A 16,097-nucleotide genomic window follows, 5' to 3' on the forward strand; every position below is an offset into this window, starting at 1 on the left:
TCTTAAACGACTTAGTGAGTGATGTCTCACTGTGTTCGTTCGTTGTGGTGCGTATTATATAGAATTTCACAGCAGTGTCAAATGCTTTTTGGGTGAAATTACCTGATATTTTGGATAAAGTTTATAAGTGATTGATATTTAATGAGTTATTTTTTTCATCATTTGGTCATATTTTTAGCGCTTTTTCGATGTCGGCGGTCAAGCTTTCAGGTCTGGTAATGGGTGCATAGCGCTTGATGACTTGACCATCTCGCCCAATGAGAAATTTGGTAAAATTCCATTTGATGGCATCACCAAACACACCGCCTTGCTGAGATTTTAGCCACTGAAATAACGGATGGGCATTGTCACCATTGACTTTGATTTGATCCATCATCAAAAACTGAGCGCCATAATGCCGCTGACAAAACTCGCCAATCGCCGCACCAGTGTTGGGTTCTTGATTGCCAAACTGATTGCAAGCAAAGCCAATAATGACAAGCCCTTGGGCGTGATAGCGATCGTGCAGCGCCTGTAGAGCTGCAAACTGAGGGGTAAATCCGCACTGGCTTGCCGTATTGACAATCAATAAAACCTTGCCCTTAAAACGACCCAAATTCACTTGCTGACCTGTCAGATCGGTTGCGCTAAAGTCATAGACGCTTGTCATCATCTTTCCTTGTTAACACGGTTTGGTTTAAAAAATACTGATCTTTAGCTTAACACAAACTGATCTTAGATGGTATCAATGGATGACTTGACAAATTTTGTGCGAAATTTTTTTTTAGGTGCACACTTGTCAAAGGATGTGAATTGCGATACAGTTAGGTTTGAATTTTAGACATCAGCGTTCATTAATTGCTGTTAGGCGAATAAATCCAAGGATTTTTAAGGTTTATTGGCTATTATCAAAGGATCTGATCATGTTTCGCATACTCACTGACCTATCAGTTAAAATGGTGAAAAGCTATCTGCCATCGCCATTTGTCTTTTGTATCATACTTACCTTGGCGGTCTATGTCGCCGCGCTGATTTTTACCAACCAAACCGTATTTGAAGCTGCCAAGTTTTGGGGTGATGGGCTTTGGTCATTGCTCGGATTTTCAATGCAAATGGCGCTGATTTTGGTGACAGGGCATGTGCTTGCCAAGGCGCCTGTGATTGGTCGGCTACTAGATGGCATCGCTGCCAAAGTCAAAAGTCCTAAGCAAGCGATTATCACAGTGACGGTGGTGGCGCTGATGGGCTGCTGGATAAATTGGGGCTTTGGGCTGATTGTTGGCGCAGTGTTTGCCAAATCTTTGGCGCGCCAAGTCAAAGGTGTGGATTATCCGCTGCTGGTGGCGTCTGCTTATTCAGGATTTTTGATTTGGCATGGTGGCTTATCAGGGTCCATTCCGCTGGCGTTAGCGACGGAAGGTGCTGACTTGGTCAGACTGTCTGGTGAGACCATCACTGCTGCTATTCCAGTCAGCCAAACACTGTTTTCACCATTAAACCTTGCCATCGTAGCGGGGCTATTTATTGGCTTGCCCATCATTAATATGCTGATGCTGCCAAAAACGCCCATCATCGCAGATCCTGCCAAGCTCCAAGAGCCAGCGCCTGAGGTGCCTTTGCGTGATACACCCGCCCAAAAACTTGATGATAATCGGTTCATTGCGCTCATCATCGTGGGCATTGCAGCGGTATATTTATTTGGACATTTTGCCGCCAATGGGTTTAATTTGGCGCTAAATATTGTCATTGGACTGTTTTTATTTGCAGGGCTATTTGCGCATGGGACGCCTGAGCGCTACAGCCGTGCCATCGAAGACAGTGCCCGCGGCATCGCTGGGATTGTCTTGTTATTCCCATTTTATGGCGGTATCATGGGTTTGATGATGGGGGCAAGCGACGGCGGCAGCTCGCTGGCAGGGCAGATCAGTAATGCCTTTGTGGCAATGTCTAACGAATCCACTTTTCCGATTTTGGCATTTTTGAGTGCTGGATTGGTCAATGTCTTTGTGCCATCAGGTGGCGGTCAGTGGGCGGTTCAAGGTCCGATCATGCTACCAGCTGGCGCTGAGCTTGGGGTGTCGCCAGTGACGACAGCGATGGCGATCGCTTGGGGAGATGCTTGGACGAACATGATCCAGCCGTTTTGGGCACTGCCATTGCTTGGCATTGTCGGTCTTGATGCGCGTGCGATCATGGGCTATTGCTTGATGGCGCTGGGTTATTCGGGCATTTTGATTTGTGGATTATTTATTATTTTTGGATAATGTAACTGTTAATTAATTGGGTCAATTCTGGCTTTATTTTAGGGAGTAAATGATGAGCAATAAAGTATATCAAGACGCCACCTCAGCGTTGGCGGATATTGTTAAGGACGATCAAACAATCGCGGTCGGCGGGTTTGGCTTATGCGGCATTCCAGAGCGGCTGATTGTGGCACTGCGCGACACAGGCGTCAAGGGTTTGACCTGCATTAGCAATAATGCTGGTGTCGATGATTTTGGATTGGGATTATTATTACAAACTCGTCAAGTCAAAAAAATGATCGCCTCTTATGTGGGTGAAAATAAAGAGTTTGAGCGGCAATTTTTATCAGGCGAGCTGGAGGTTGAGCTGACGCCGCAAGGTACTTTGGCAGAAAAGCTGCGCGCAGGCGGGGCGGGCATTCCTGCGTTTTTCACCAAAACGGGTGTAGGCACACAAGTCGCTGAAGGCAAGGAAGTCAGACAGTTTGATGGCGAAGACTATGTCATGGAGCGCTCACTGGTCGCTGATGTGGCACTGGTCAAGGCATGGAAAGCGGACAAAGCGGGCAATTTGGTATTTCGAAAAACCGCGCGTAACTTCAATCCTGATGTCGCCACTGCAGGCAAAATCACTGTGGTAGAAGTCGAAGAGTTGGTAGAAGTCGGTGAGATTGATCCAGACAGCGTACACTTACCTGGGATTTATGTACATCGCATCATTGTCAATGCCAATCCAGAAAAACGCATTGAGCAGCGCACCACTCGCAGCGCATAATTACAGTATTATCATAAAGGAGAATAGTCATGGCGTGGAATCGTGAACAAATGGCGCAGCGAGCTGCCCAAGAGCTGCAAGATGGTTTTTATGTCAATCTTGGCATTGGGCTTCCGACTTTGGTTGCCAATTATATCCCAGAGGGCGTCAATGTGATGCTACAATCTGAAAATGGCTTACTTGGCATCGGCGCCTTTCCTACCGAAGACGAAATCGATGCCGACTTGATTAACGCAGGTAAGCAGACCGTCACCGCACAGACTGGCGCAAGTTTTTTTGGCAGCTCGCAGTCGTTTGCGATGATTCGTGGTGGTAAGGTGAACTTGGCAATCCTAGGGGCGATGGAAGTCAGCGAGCAGGGCGATTTGGCAAACTGGATGATCCCTGGTAAGATGGTCAAGGGCATGGGCGGCGCCATGGATTTGGTCGCTGGCGTGCAGCGTGTCATTGTGCTGATGGAGCATACCGCCAAAGATGGGTCATTTAAGATCAAGTCGGCTTGCGATTTGCCATTAACTGGTCAAAAGGTAGTGCATCGCATCATCACAGATTTGGCGGTCTTGGATGTCACTGACAGTGGTCTTAAATTGGTTGAGCTGGCAGATGGTGTCAGCTTTGATGAATTACAAAGCAAAACCGGTGTGACGATCGCTCAATGATTGATAAAATTTATATCATAATACATGAAATGATAAGGGGATAATTATGACAGATTCGGTCGTGATTGTGGCTGCCAAGCGTACGGCAGTGGGGTCTTTTTTGGGGTCGTTATCAAGCTTGCCTGCGCCTAAGCTTGGGGCGGCTGTGATCAGTGATTTATTAGCTGAAACAGGTGTGTCACCTGAGGCGGTGAGCGAAGTGATCATGGGGAATGTGCTCACCACAGGCGTGGGTCAAAACCCAGCACGCCAAGCAGCGATGTTTGCCCAGTTGCCAGTACAAATCCCAGCAACCACAGTGAATGTTGTGTGCGGCTCTGGACTTAAGGCGGTGCAGATGGGCGTGCAGGCGATTTTGTGCGGCGATGCTGATATTGTGATCGCTGGTGGTCAAGAGTCGATGAGCCAAAGCCCACATTTTGTGCATTTAAGAGATGGCATCAAGATGGGTAATGGCTCGCTCACTGACAGCATGATTGCTGATGGCTTGACCGATGTGTATCATGGCTATCACATGGGCATTACTGCTGAAAATATCGCTGAACGGCTACAGATCACTCGTGATGCCCAAGATGAATTTGCGTTGGCATCTCAGCAAAAAGCTGCCGCCGCTCAAGTCGCTGGTAAATTTGACAGTCAAATCACTGCCGTGAGTGTCCCGCAGCGTAAAGGCGACCCGATTATCGTAGATCAAGATGAGTACATCAAGCCTAATACCACTTTGGAGGGACTTGCTAAGCTGCGCACCGCCTTTAAAAAAGACGGTACGGTGACGGCTGGCAGCGCTTCGGGCATTAATGATGGCGCAGCGGCGGTCATGCTTATGAAACAAAGCCGAGCCCAGGAGCTTGGTTTGCCGATACTTGCCAAGGTCGTCTCGTATGCAGCCACTGGTATTGAGCCTGAAGTCATGGGTCTAGGTCCGGTGTCAGCTGTCCAAAAAACGCTGGATAAAGCCGGCTGGACGGTTGATGATGTTGACTTATACGAAGCCAATGAAGCCTTTGCTGCACAGGCGCTTGGCGTATCATGCCAGCTTGAGCTGCCAAGCGAGCGCGTCAACGTCAATGGCGGCGCCATCGCCATCGGTCATCCGATTGGCGCTTCAGGCTGTCGCATTTTGGTGACTTTGATTCATGAGATGATCGCAAGTAACAAATCCAAGGGCGTTGCTACTTTATGCGTGGGCGGCGGTATGGGGCTTGCTTTGGCGATTGAACGCGAATAATTAATTGCTTGATTGATAAAATCACGCTCTGCATAGGGTGTGATTTTTTTGCGTTTTTGTAAATATCATAAATGATAAAAATGGTGTAAAATAGCCGATTTTTATCAGTCAGCATCGTTATGAAATTTATCATCAAGCTTTTTCCTGAAATCATCATGAAAAGCGACTCAGTTCGCAAGCGTTTTGTCAAAATTTTATTTTATAATATCAAATCAGCGCTGCGCCACTTTGATGAAAAAGTGGTGGTGATTCGCCATTGGGATTTTATTGAAGTCAAGACAAATCAAGATAAGCATCTGCAGATTCGTGAGGCGCTTCAGTGCATTTCAGGCATTCATCATTTTTTGGAAGTTGATGAAAAAAAGTACCAAGATTTGCATGATATTTTTGAATATGTCTATTTAGATTATAAAGATAAACTGATTGATAAGTCCTTTTGTGTGCGCGTGAAGCGGCGCGGCAAGACCGAATTTGACTCGATGGAGGCGGCGAGCTATATCGGCGGCGGCTTAAATCAGCGTATAGATAGTGCTTATGTCAAGCTTAAAAATCCTGAGGTTACCGTCGCCATTGAGATTGAAAATGACAAAGTGTTTTTGGTCAAAGGGCGTTTTGAAGGTCTTGGCGGATTTCCGATGGGCACCCAAGAAGATGTCTTGTCGCTGATTTCAGGTGGCTTTGATTCGGGTGTCTCAAGCTATATGTTCATGCGCCGTGGTAGCCGCGTCCATTATTGTTTTTTTAATTTGGGCGGGCAAGGGCATGAACTGGGCGTCAAACAAATGGCGTATCATCTGTGGTCTCGATATTCGCTGTCGCACAAGGTGAATTTTGTGACGGTGAATTTTGAGCCCGTTGTTGCTGAGATCTTAAAGACAGTTGATGATGGTCAGATGGGCGTCATTTTAAAGCGTATGATGGTCAGAGCCGCCAGTCAAATTGCCAAGCAAATGAAAATCCAAGCACTGGTCACAGGCGAGGCATTGGGTCAGGTGGCGAGCCAAACACTGACCAATCTGCGCTTGATTGATCAAGCGTCATCTGCGCTGATTTTGCGTCCATTAATTACCGAAGATAAAGAAGCTATTGTAAAAACCGCAGAAAAAATTGGCACATTTGATATCGCCAAATCCATGCCTGAATACTGTGGTGTCATCTCAAAGTCACCGACTGCTAAAGCTTCTGAATTTAAAATTTTGGAGCAAGAATCACGGTTTGATTTTGAAATTTTAAATCATGCCATCCAAAGTGCGCAGGTTCTTGACATTCGCCGCTTGGATATGAGTGATGCGCCAATCATGCCCAAAGTGGTTGATCATGTTCGGTCAGGCGAGGTGGTGCTAGATATCCGCGCGCCTGATGAGGCTTGCGATGCACCGCTCACTGTCGATGCGCCAGTGATTTGTTTGCCATTTTATAAGCTGGGCTTGCAGTTTGCCAAACTTGATGACACCAAAACTTATCTTTTGTATTGCCAACAAGGCGTGATGAGTCGGTTGCAGGCAGGGCAGCTGCTATCTCAAGGGTATAATAATGTCAAAGTGCTCAAATTAAATGCATAAAAAATGCTGAAAATGCTTGACACCCAATAAAATTGCGATATAATATGCCACACAAAGCGGGAATAGCTCAGTTGGTAGAGCACAACCTTGCCAAGGTTGGGGTCGCGAGTTCGAATCTCGTTTCCCGCTCCAAATTTTAGAAAGCTCAAATCGAAAGATTTGGGCTTTTTTGTTGTTTAAAATCAAGGGTTTGTGTGGCTGCTTATCTTTATTGTTGTGTGACCACTTTTGATAAGTTGGTCACCGCTGATTTTGATGGTGACCAAAAGGTATCCACTTTGGTGACCAAAGGTGCTTTGCGGTGCACTGTGCAAATTACCAATTTGACCCCAGCTCGTTTTTGTACCTTTTTTTTTGCAATCTTAAGTACAAATAAGTAATTTGCCAGCAATAAGCATTTTGCAAATCCTAAAGTACTTATGGTTGGCACTTGCAATCCTATTTGGTTAACTCCGAATTTGGCACATGCTCAAAAAATCTCTCCAACCTGCACATCTAGCGCTTCACAAATTTTATCAATCGTCTCAAAATCAATCCGTGAAAAAAACAAAATGCAAACAGTATTCGCTTGTGATAGCCAAGACTTATCTTCAATGAGTGATATGCAACTGGCAAATAGACTGACCAAAGAATTGATTGTCGATTTAAACATTCAAGAAGGGCATGGATTATGTTACTTTTTAAACGTAAGTCCTTGCTATTATAACTATTTGGCAGTTTGGAGATGGGTGATGGCATGGGTGGAGAGCGACAATGCTCAAGCATTCAGCGCTGGCAGCTATGACGATGTGTATCATGAGATACGTGCTGATTTTATTAAACAATTCCCAGTAAGGTCATTTTAAGACCCATCATTAATGGCTTTAGTTAAAACAAATACCGTTTGTAAAGATGCAAGCGGTATTTTTATAAAGAGGACTTTACAAAGCCTATTAAATACAGTAAAATCTTGAAAATGTTACTTTTTCAGGATGGCGACATGAGTAATTATGGCGGCAAGCGTCCAAACAGTGGGCGCAAACCACACCCAATGGGCGAAACCGTGGTCAAGCGTGTGCCTAAAGGACTGATACCGATTGTCGATACGCTCATAAAAACCCACCAAAAACCGTTGAATGGCGTCATCAAAACCCTTGCTTGTATGCCTTTTGATGCTCAGCATATCGATCCTAAGGCAGATGTGATCCAAATACCCCTTGCCTTAGAGCGCATTCCGGCAGGTTTTGCGTCACCGGCTGAAGGCTATGCTGAAGATTATATTGATCTTAATGAGTACTTAGTACGCAATCGTTCAGCAACCATTATCGTGCGCTGTGGTGGTGACTCCATGCTTGATGCTGGCATTGCCAAAGGCGATCTGCTGGTGATTGATCGCAGTGTGACCCCCAGTCACCGTGATATCGTCATGGCAGACTTAGGTGCCCAATATACCATCAAGCGATTACATTTTTTAAAGCAAGGTGGGGTGGAGCTGCATTCAGAAAATAGCAGCAGCCAAGCAAACTATCCAAATTACACCTTTGGCGAGGGCGATGAGCTTGCCATTGTGGGTGTGGTGATGCATGTTTTAAAAGACATGAGAGTCAAGCACTGATGTATGCGTTGATTGATGGCAATAGCTTTTATTGCTCTTGTGAGCGTGCATTCAATCCCATGCTTAAAAACAAAGCTGTTGTGGTGTTATCTAATAACGACGGCTGTGTGGTGGCACGCACCGCAGAAGCCAAAGCCCTTGGCATTAAGATGGGTGTGCCATATTTTCAAATCAAAGAGTTGGTTCATACAGGTCAAGTGATCGCCTTTTCAAGTAATTATGAGCTGTATGGCGACATCTCAAAGCGCATGATGACAACCATCAAAAGCTTGGTGCCTGCCACAGAGATTTACTCCATTGATGAATGTTTTGCCGATTTAACAGGCATCAGCCAAGCCAAGTTACACACTTTGGGCAAAGAGATTAAAAATAGGGTTTGGCAATGGGTAGGCATTCCAACCTGTGTTGGCATCGCACCAACCAAAACATTGGCAAAGTTTTGTAATCATTTGGCCAAAAAACATGCGCAATTTGCTGGAGTGGTGGTTTGGACGGATTGGTCAAAGGAGCTTCAAACCAGGGCGTTAGCCAGTGAGCCAGTTGCCCAAATATGGGGCATTGGTCAGCAAACCGCCAAAAAATTACAAGCCTTAGGAGTGATCACGGCGCTAGACTTTGCCAATCTTGACCTGCAGACACTCAAACATCATTTTAATGTCGTCACTCAAAGAACATGGCAAGAAATCAATGGTAAACCTTGTGCAGCTCTTGAGATTGAAGAAGCCAAAAAGCACATCATCAGAAGCCGAAGCTTTGCCAAAACCATCACGGATTTGATGCCCTTGCAAGCCGCCATCAGCCATCATATCAGTGCTGGCGCCAAAAAGCTGCGTGAGCAAAACACCAAAGCCCATCTACTGAGTGTATTCATTAAAACCAGCCCCTTTGATCAAAACCGTCACTATAACGGCTTTAAATGTGTGACCCTCTCACAGGGCAGCTGTGATGATTTGGTGCTCAATAAACTGGCGCAGCATCTACTCAAACAGATTTATCAGCCAGGATTTGGATATAAAAAATGTGGCATTGAGCTTGGTGGCATTGAGCCGATCAGCCGCCATCAGTTTGATCTGTTTGGTGCATCAGAGGACCATAACCCCCAACTGATGCAAGTGCTAGACTGCATCAACCACACTTACGGCAAAGGCACACTCAAACTTGCGACCGAAACCCTGTCTGATGACTGGCAGATGAGCCGCACAATGATGAGTCAGCGATTTACCACCAGATTGGATGAGGTGCTCACGGTGATTTGAGTGATAAAAAGTTGATGGTGAATAAAAATCGGGGACATAAACCAAGATTGAACTGTGATATCACTATGTTGTTAAATTATATTTAATAAAATTAACTAATAAACTTTGCTAAAAGTTGTTTAAATGGCAATCTGGGGTATATAGGTCTACAGGCAGGTTTTCATGTGAAGGATTGTAGTAGCAATCTAAAATTATTTATCATCTAGTAAAAAATAGGTTTATTAATGGGGCTGTCCTAGATAATGACTAAAAACTCCATTTAGGTTAAAATAACCCAATGAGAAAAAGTCGTCTAAGTCAGTACAAACAAAACAAACTCATTGAGCTGTTTGTTGCAGGTGTTACTGCAAGAACGGCAGCTCAATTAGCCAATGTAAATAAAACAACAGCTGCTTACTATTTTCACCGATTACGCCTACTCATCTATCAACACAGTCAGCACCTGGAAATGCTAGATGGCGAAGTTGAAGCTGATGAGAGCTATTTTGGCGGAACACACAAAGGTAAGCGTGGTCGTGGTGCAGGTGGTAAGACTGCGGTATTTGGCTTATTAAAGCGTAATGGCAAGGTTTATACCGCCCCGTACCCAACACAAAGTCAGCCACTTTATTGCCCATTATACGAGAAAAAGTAAAGCCTGACAGTATTGTTTACACAGATTTCTACAAAAGCTATGATGTGCTTGATGTCAGTGAGTTTAACCACTTTAGAATCAATCACAGTACGCACTTTGCAGAAAAACAAAATCATATTAACGGAATTGAGAATTTTTGGAATCAGGCAAAACGCCATTTACGCAAATTTAACGGTGTTCCCAAAGAACACTTTGAGCTTTATCTTAAAGAATGCGAATGGCGTTTTAATAACAGCGACCTTAAATCTCAAATTTCCATTTTAAAACAATTAGTTAAGGGTAGTTTGGGTTAGTTATCTAGGACAGCCCCTTATTTATTTTGCAAATAACGGTTTTATTGTTTTATTAGTTATTCCTGAATGTTTTCCCACATCCTTTTCTGGAAGATCTTTATAGTTCGGTGCAGTCTCAGGGCGGGTTGCTATTAAGTGATTATTTAAATAGCTAGATATTTGCTGACCAAAAGTTAAGGTTGAATTAGGATTGAAGAAACTGGCTCCGAAAACTGCCCCAAAGTAGTCGGATGGTAAGTCTTCATACGAATAAGCAGAATGAGGTGCTTTAATACTATCTATACGTTCCTGAATATAGCCTTGTTTAACAGCATGGTTAATTGATTGATCAACTATTTGACTATCTGTATATCCCATAAAAACAAATGATGGATTTGTTTTTATTTGAATCTTGTAATTATATGCCTCACTAGCATAAAATAAGAAATGAACCATATCAATCCAACCACCTTTTTTTGTATAGATATATCTAGATGCTTTATTGTTAAAGTAACCTGTCTGTGTTGGCTCTAACATCCAACTGGTTTCATTCAATGATAAGAGATAAAGATGAGCTTCATTGCCCTGAAACAACCCAACTTTGCGACCGGAATTGTTTAGTAGATTCTCAAAATCTTTTACTGTCCCGACCAACTCCTTATTTACGGCATTCCACCTCACCGCCTCTGCCGCCATATCAGCAGCCACATTAACATCTTCACCAGCATAGGCAGCGGTGACGCCTGCGATCAGTTTGGCTTGATTGATGAGTTTATCTTTTTCATCTTGGGTTAGGGTGTTTGGATTATCGGTATGCCAATCACCCCGCATCTCACCAACGACAGCGCCGATGGCGGCGGCATCACAATCATTGCCAGCAGCTTTGGCAGATAGACAGCCTGTCAGACCTGCGGCAATCTTATGAGCAATATTGTCACTTAGCGTGTCGCTGTCAAAATCTTTGACGATATTTGAGAAAGTGTCTTGAGTGGCGACAGCGGTGAACTGCACTCTAAGGTTCTTTTTGAGATTCTCCTCAAAATCACTGCCATAGACAGCGGTCTGTAACAAGCTTGTACTGGTACTATCGGCAATGGCTTTCACCAATCTTTGGTCAAAGCCTGTTTGGGTGATATCTATGCCTTTTAACCCCAAGCCCTTATCAATCTTATGGCTAATGCCAGCACTTGCGATGGCAAGGGTGAGTTGTTTGACATTGTCTTTGGAACCAAGTTCTTTGAGAGTCGCTTCAACATCTCCCTTGTTGTTAATCAAGCTAACGCTAGCTTGGGACGCAAGCGAACTAAACGCAGCACCTGCCATTGCTCCGACAGTCTGACTGCCCACATTAGCAGCGACGGTGCCGGCGATACCGCTGGCTGTACCACCCGTTGCCATACCAACTGCAATCGCCACAATGGCAGCACCAGCAGGCGTCAACCCTTCTTGCTTATAATCCCAGCTTTCTTCTGCTAGGATAATCTCTTGCCAGAGGGTGTCTTCTCTATCAATAAACTGATTTAAATAGCTGTACTCTGGCTGTTGTATGAGGGTATCGATTTGCTCTTGTAGCGTGGTGCCTGCCTTTTGCTCTTGTTGAGAGGTGGGGATTTGTATCTCTACGCCATCTAAAGCGATGATGGTCGGTGTATTATTGCCTACAAAGCTTGGTAGTGTGGCAGTTTGCTTAATACTACCACTATCCTCAGTCTTTTGCCAGACGACATAGTTATCATTACTGGTAGTGTGTTCAGAGGTGCCTGAGATGGCGGCTTGTAGGTATAGCTTACCACCACTAACCACAGTCGCATTGTCAGAATAATGAAACTGCGTACCCTCTAGCAGCGTTGAGCCATTTGATTTGGTGCTGATATTCTTGGCTTGCAAGGTGGTGGTGATGGCATCTACCTGATCAAAGGTGTGGGTATGATCGCCTTTATCAACAGTTGCTCCAAGCCATTTCAAGCTTGTGATTAAAGCTTGATTGTCGAAATCTTCGTTGAATTTGCCTGATCTGTCAGGGTTGGGGTGGTTGTTTAAGTGATTAACACCAATATCCAGACGCTGTCTGGCAGCGATGACAGGGGCAGTGTGATGGTCATTTTCTTGATTGGTTTGTTGATTGGTGGTTTTGGCTGGCGTATTATTGAGCGTGTCAGCTTGGATGGCAAGCTGTGTGCCATAGAGACGACCACCAGCAAGGTTGTTGATGGTGTCATTGGCTTTCACAATGGTCGTATCGCCATTGTGAAAGCCTTGGTTTGTGATATCCGTTTGGCTAGTAATCTGTGTATGATTGCCGCTTGTGATGATACCTGCTTGCGTGTTATCAATGTGATTGGCATTCAGTGTTAATGTTTGACCTGCGGTCAATTGGCTTTGGTTAATCAGCTTACCACTTGTTGTAAACGCTAAGCGATTGGCAACAAGCTTATCTTGATCGGTGTGGGTATAGTCTGCCAGTTGGGTGATGGTAAGTGTATCAGCCGTGATGGCACCACCGTTTTGTAACTCTTTGGCAGTGATATCTGCTTGTTTGACTGCGGTCATGGTGCCGTCTTGATTGATAATACTGTCTTTGGCGATAAGTGTGATATCGGTGCCGCTTGTTAGGCTACCACCCGTGTTGATGATGGTAGATTCACTGCCAATCACCATGCCATCTTTGGCAGTGATGCTGCCTTTGCTGTTGTCAAAGCTGGTTAATTGCCAGTGCATCTCATCTAAGGCGATTTTACTGTCGGTGTTGGTCAGGGTGTTGGTATTTAGGCTTTGTGCATCGATGGATGCTTGCTTGGTGTTACTGGTTTGATTAGCACTGATTTGTCACTTTCGACCACATGCGCCAGCTCTTTTGGCAGCAGACTTGCATTTATACATTTTTATACACGTACAATATAAATTATATATTTATTGTATAATTTATACATTGGTTGTATAATTTAGTATAAAACAAAAGGACGCAAGGAGCTTTATTCATGATTCGAGACCCGCTATATTTTAATAGAACGCAATTAGCTGAGCGGTTGGTTGACAACCTACACTCCAATATATTACATGCAATTACCTTATTTGCCCCACGACGCATGGGCAAAACCCAATTCTTGGATAATGACATCACCCAGATTGCCAAAGAACAAGGGTTTTCTGTGTTTTATTACAGCTTCATGGACCAGCCCAACCAAACCCGTGAACACTTCATGTTCGCTTTAGCTACCTTCTTAGCTGAGATAGAATCACCACTGTATAAGAAAGCTAATTCATTAACAAAGATTGAGCTTTTTGGTGCCAGCCTAGAATGGAATGTGGATGCACCCCCGCCACCAAGCAGTGTCAGTGGTTATATCAGTCGTATGGCTAAAACCAACAAACCCGTATTGATGCTTCTTGATGAAGCTCAAGAAATGGCTAAAAAATCCGACATGAGAGACTTAATAGGCTCTTTGCGAACTGGATTAGATATCCATCGAGACCGAGTAAAGGTTATCTTTACCGGTAGTAGTCCGCATGGTCTAAAATCCATGTTTAATGACTATAAAGCCCCGTTCTTTAATTTTGCGCATCAAATTGACTTTCCAATTTTCGGTAAAGAATTTACCGATTTCTTAGCTGATATTTATGAACAAAGAACAGGCAGCTCTATAGATAAAGAAAAATTCTTTTCTTACTTTGCCGCATTGGGGCATACACCATTATTCGCTAGAACGATGATTCAGGAAATGATATTAAACCCTAATCTTACCTTGGAGCAGGTGTTCGAGGTCAAACTCGAGGAGTTTACTAAAATTCTTGAACGTGCCACTGTTGGTATGCCTGAATTAACAGCTTTGGAAAAAATCATTTTGCAACTGATTTCTGAAAACCATAAATCACTATACAGCGCAAAAACACGTTCTATTATTGCTGAACGACTAGGCGTGGACTCTGTATCCGCTCAGACCGTGCAAGGTCAGCTTAGAAAGCTTGAGAAGAAAGAATTGGTTATTAAAAATGCTCATGGCGACTACGAGCCAGCGATTCTGTATGATTTCTAAAGCAAGGATATAATCCCATGTCACTTAATTCTATATTGCTTATAACTTTAAAGTAAGCGGCAAAGACATTTATCAAAATAGATACCCACCCCATTTCTTAGATACTAAGATTAACGGTTAAGGTTGAATCAAGGACTGAGTTCTGTACTGTACAGGACTTAGTCCTTTTAATTTGCTCTTTATTCTATCATGATTGTAGTAGTGAATATACTCATCAATCGTCTTTTTAAGTTCATCAAGGCTTTTAAACTTCGTTTGTTCATAAAAGATTTCCTGCTTTAGCGCACCAAAGAAACTCTCTATCACTGCATTATCCAAGCAATTTCCTTTTCTTGACATACTTTGGATAATGCCATTGTCTTTTAAGATTTGTTGGTCATTATTCATTTGATAATGCCAGCCTTGGTCGGAATGTAAAATGAGTTGTTGGTTACTGCGATTGCCATCTGCTTGCAGTCGCTTTAGTGCTTTATCAAGCATCTTAGCAACCAAGCCATCATTTGGACTGCTATGCATCTGATGACTGATAATCTCGCCATGAAACAAATCCATGATGGGCGATAAGTAAAGCTTTTTTGTATTGCCTTCTTCATCCACCACTTTAAACTCAGTGACATCCGTTGCCCATTTATGATTGGGCTTGTCTGTTTTAAAATCACGGTTTAAAACATGATCAGCGATTTTGCCTACTTGTCCACGGTAAGTGCTGTGTTTGCTTCGCTTGCGACGAATGACTGCTTTAAGCCCAAGCTCGTTCATTAGCCGCTGTACTTTTTTTATGATTGATAACAAAGCCTAACTGCTTGAGTGCTAGGGTAATACGCCGATAGCCATATCTGCCTTTGTGGGTGTGGTAGATGTTTTGGATTGTATCTTTGATGGCTTGGTGGTTATCAGTCTTGGCAAGTTGCTTTAGATGATAGTAGAATGTTGCTCGTGCAACACCAAGATAAACCAGCAATTGTTTTAGTGGATAAATTTGCCTTAGCTCGTCAATCACTGTGATTTTCTTGGTGATGATTTGCTTTTTCTTTGCTGACGCTCCAAGGCTTCTAACTTTTTTAAAACATCAAGCTCCATGCGTAAGTGTTGTAGTTCAGCAATCAATTCAGCATGGGTTTTTTGTTCATCGGGTTTGGATGTTTGGCTTGCTTGATTGGTCTTTAGCATAGATTGCCTGCCTTTGGGTTTGGAAGTAAGTCCCATGATACCATGAGTTTGATAAGCTTTTAACCATTGATGGAGCACACTTGGGCTGCTGATGTTTAATTCGGTGGCAACTGTTGGCATGGATTTACCAAAGAGTAGTTGTAATACTGCCGAGTGTTTAAATTCTGGTGAATAAATGGCTTTGCTCTTTCTGATACGAATACCATCAATGCCATGAGTTTGGTAGAGACTCACCCAGTTTTGGACGATAGAGCGTTTAATACCAAAAGCGTTGGCTGTGCTGTGGTAACTATGTCCTGTTAAATAATGTTGAATGACGGACAGTTTAAAGTCCATTGTGTATTTGGTCATGAAAAACACCCCAAAGGTTGTCTAACTTTTGGGGTGCGGTTCACTTTGGCTGCTTTTTTCTTTGATTTTTATGTCATTTTGTAACTACAAAATAATTACTAATTAATTACTTTTGCTACATGGTTGGCTAAGTTGATATCATCAATTACTGCTTTTACAATGGCATCAATATTCATGCTATCTATCTAAAAGCGCTTGGATGTTAGTAAATTTACTACCTTGGCTGGGTATTTTAGGTCGTTTCGCCAATGCTCCATTAAATCGTTATAACTACCCCCAAATTCTGACGGCATTAGGTGATATCGGCGTCACAAAACTTACGAATATGGTTTTTAGCTTG

Annotated in this window: 15 protein-coding genes, 1 tRNA gene and 1 pseudogene; 11 read left to right on the forward strand and 6 right to left on the reverse strand. The window is 43.6% G+C overall.

Annotated features, from left to right (window positions below):
- Nucleotides 1-166: 166 nt before the first annotated feature.
- On the reverse strand, nt 167-649 hold the full coding sequence (locus U0021_RS08795; protein WP_114800461.1) for a glutathione peroxidase: 483 nt from the start codon (nt 647-649) through the stop codon (nt 167-169).
- A 253-nt stretch (nt 650-902) separates the two neighbouring features.
- On the opposite strand from U0021_RS08795, the gene U0021_RS08800 reads away from it, so the two are divergent.
- From U0021_RS08800 to U0021_RS08825, 6 genes are all read left to right on the forward strand, one after another.
- Entirely contained in the window at nt 903-2,243 is a 1,341-nt protein-coding gene (locus tag U0021_RS08800) for a short-chain fatty acid transporter (protein WP_114800462.1), read from the forward strand.
- 52 nt (nt 2,244-2,295) lie between these two features.
- Nucleotides 2,296-2,997 (forward strand): CoA transferase subunit A, encoded by a 702-nt coding sequence (locus tag U0021_RS08805; RefSeq protein ID WP_114800463.1) that lies wholly within the window; start codon nt 2,296-2,298, stop codon nt 2,995-2,997.
- 29 nt (nt 2,998-3,026) lie between these two features.
- Nucleotides 3,027-3,656: a CoA transferase subunit B gene (locus tag U0021_RS08810; RefSeq protein WP_114800464.1), complete on the forward strand. Its 630-nt coding sequence runs from the start codon at nt 3,027-3,029 to the stop codon at nt 3,654-3,656.
- A gap of 46 nt (nt 3,657-3,702) precedes the next feature.
- Nucleotides 3,703-4,884 (forward strand): acetyl-CoA C-acetyltransferase, encoded by a 1,182-nt coding sequence (locus U0021_RS08815; RefSeq protein WP_114800465.1) that lies wholly within the window; start codon nt 3,703-3,705, stop codon nt 4,882-4,884.
- A 119-nt stretch (nt 4,885-5,003) separates the two neighbouring features.
- Nucleotides 5,004-6,446: a tRNA uracil 4-sulfurtransferase ThiI gene (gene thiI, locus U0021_RS08820; RefSeq protein WP_114800466.1), complete on the forward strand. Its 1,443-nt coding sequence runs from the start codon at nt 5,004-5,006 to the stop codon at nt 6,444-6,446.
- Between the two features lie 56 nt (nt 6,447-6,502).
- A tRNA-Gly gene (locus U0021_RS08825) sits at nt 6,503-6,578 on the forward strand.
- A 337-nt stretch (nt 6,579-6,915) separates the two neighbouring features.
- Here the strand turns inward: U0021_RS08825 and U0021_RS08830 are convergent.
- Nucleotides 6,916-7,074, reverse strand: a complete 159-nt coding sequence (locus U0021_RS08830) for a helix-turn-helix domain-containing protein (protein ID WP_227538697.1) — start codon at nt 7,072-7,074, stop codon at nt 6,916-6,918.
- On the opposite strand from U0021_RS08830, the gene U0021_RS08835 reads away from it, so the two are divergent.
- The 4 genes and pseudogenes from U0021_RS08835 (at nt 6,998) to U0021_RS08850 (ending at nt 10,223) form a co-directional block, all read left to right on the forward strand.
- On the forward strand, nt 6,998-7,291 hold the full coding sequence (locus U0021_RS08835) for a hypothetical protein (RefSeq protein ID WP_227538698.1): 294 nt from the start codon (nt 6,998-7,000) through the stop codon (nt 7,289-7,291). The two genes, U0021_RS08830 and U0021_RS08835, sit on opposite strands and share 77 nt — an antisense overlap.
- Before the next feature lie 134 nt (nt 7,292-7,425).
- Nucleotides 7,426-8,040 carry a LexA family protein gene (locus U0021_RS08840; RefSeq protein ID WP_205276531.1) on the forward strand — a complete coding sequence of 205 codons (615 nt, stop codon included), beginning with the start codon at nt 7,426-7,428 and terminating at the stop codon, nt 8,038-8,040.
- Between the two features lie 59 nt (nt 8,041-8,099).
- Nucleotides 8,100-9,296: a Y-family DNA polymerase gene (locus U0021_RS08845; RefSeq protein WP_327037471.1), complete on the forward strand. Its 1,197-nt coding sequence runs from the start codon at nt 8,100-8,102 to the stop codon at nt 9,294-9,296.
- 277 nt (nt 9,297-9,573) lie between these two features.
- Nucleotides 9,574-10,223: pseudogene (locus U0021_RS08850) on the forward strand (IS1595 family transposase).
- 21 nt (nt 10,224-10,244) lie between these two features.
- Here U0021_RS08850 and U0021_RS08855 read toward each other — a convergent pair.
- On the reverse strand, nt 10,245-12,920 hold the full coding sequence (locus U0021_RS08855) for a DUF637 domain-containing protein (protein ID WP_327037472.1): 2,676 nt from the start codon (nt 12,918-12,920) through the stop codon (nt 10,245-10,247).
- A gap of 260 nt (nt 12,921-13,180) precedes the next feature.
- Between U0021_RS08855 and U0021_RS08860 the strand changes: the two genes are divergently transcribed.
- Entirely contained in the window at nt 13,181-14,236 is a 1,056-nt protein-coding gene (locus U0021_RS08860; protein ID WP_114801248.1) for an ATP-binding protein, read from the forward strand.
- A 117-nt stretch (nt 14,237-14,353) separates the two neighbouring features.
- Here U0021_RS08860 and U0021_RS08865 read toward each other — a convergent pair whose 3' ends face one another.
- Genes U0021_RS08865 through U0021_RS08875 form a run of 3 tightly spaced genes read right to left on the reverse strand, consistent with a single transcriptional unit; the run spans nt 14,354 to nt 15,757 of the window.
- A complete protein-coding gene (locus U0021_RS08865; RefSeq protein ID WP_327037473.1) occupies nt 14,354-14,995 on the reverse strand; it encodes an IS3 family transposase in 642 nt (213 codons plus the stop codon).
- A complete protein-coding gene (locus U0021_RS08870) occupies nt 14,976-15,236 on the reverse strand; it encodes an IS3 family transposase (protein ID WP_162816833.1) in 261 nt (86 codons plus the stop codon). Before U0021_RS08870 ends, U0021_RS08865 begins: the two co-directional genes overlap by 20 nt.
- Nucleotides 15,233-15,757 (reverse strand): helix-turn-helix domain-containing protein, encoded by a 525-nt coding sequence (locus U0021_RS08875; RefSeq protein WP_114801061.1) that lies wholly within the window; start codon nt 15,755-15,757, stop codon nt 15,233-15,235. Before U0021_RS08875 ends, U0021_RS08870 begins: the two co-directional genes overlap by 4 nt.
- Nucleotides 15,758-16,097 lie beyond the last annotated feature (340 nt).

The sequence above is a fragment of the Moraxella canis genome (genome assembly GCF_034424565.1).
Lineage (GTDB): Bacteria > Pseudomonadota > Gammaproteobacteria > Pseudomonadales > Moraxellaceae > Moraxella > Moraxella canis.

What these genes read in the sequence shown, in the direction of transcription:
- U0021_RS08855 (WP_327037472.1), bottom strand. Translation starts at nt 12,920, where the DNA reads ATGCACTGGCAATTAACCAGCTTTGACAACAGCAAAGGCAGCATCACT.
- thiI (WP_114800466.1), top strand. Translation starts at nt 5,004, where the DNA reads ATGAAATTTATCATCAAGCTTTTTCCTGAAATCATCATGAAAAGCGAC.
- U0021_RS08815 (WP_114800465.1), top strand. Translation starts at nt 3,703, where the DNA reads ATGACAGATTCGGTCGTGATTGTGGCTGCCAAGCGTACGGCAGTGGGG.
- U0021_RS08810 (WP_114800464.1), top strand. Translation starts at nt 3,027, where the DNA reads ATGGCGTGGAATCGTGAACAAATGGCGCAGCGAGCTGCCCAAGAGCTG.
- U0021_RS08875 (WP_114801061.1), bottom strand. Translation starts at nt 15,757, where the DNA reads ATGACCAAATACACAATGGACTTTAAACTGTCCGTCATTCAACATTAT.
- U0021_RS08840 (WP_205276531.1), top strand. Translation starts at nt 7,426, where the DNA reads ATGAGTAATTATGGCGGCAAGCGTCCAAACAGTGGGCGCAAACCACAC.
- U0021_RS08805 (WP_114800463.1), top strand. Translation starts at nt 2,296, where the DNA reads ATGAGCAATAAAGTATATCAAGACGCCACCTCAGCGTTGGCGGATATT.
- U0021_RS08835 (WP_227538698.1), top strand. Translation starts at nt 6,998, where the DNA reads ATGCAAACAGTATTCGCTTGTGATAGCCAAGACTTATCTTCAATGAGT.
- U0021_RS08795 (WP_114800461.1), bottom strand. Translation starts at nt 649, where the DNA reads ATGACAAGCGTCTATGACTTTAGCGCAACCGATCTGACAGGTCAGCAA.
- U0021_RS08845 (WP_327037471.1), top strand. Translation starts at nt 8,100, where the DNA reads ATGCTTAAAAACAAAGCTGTTGTGGTGTTATCTAATAACGACGGCTGT.
- U0021_RS08860 (WP_114801248.1), top strand. Translation starts at nt 13,181, where the DNA reads ATGATTCGAGACCCGCTATATTTTAATAGAACGCAATTAGCTGAGCGG.
- U0021_RS08865 (WP_327037473.1), bottom strand. Translation starts at nt 14,995, where the DNA reads ATGAACGAGCTTGGGCTTAAAGCAGTCATTCGTCGCAAGCGAAGCAAA.
- U0021_RS08800 (WP_114800462.1), top strand. Translation starts at nt 903, where the DNA reads ATGTTTCGCATACTCACTGACCTATCAGTTAAAATGGTGAAAAGCTAT.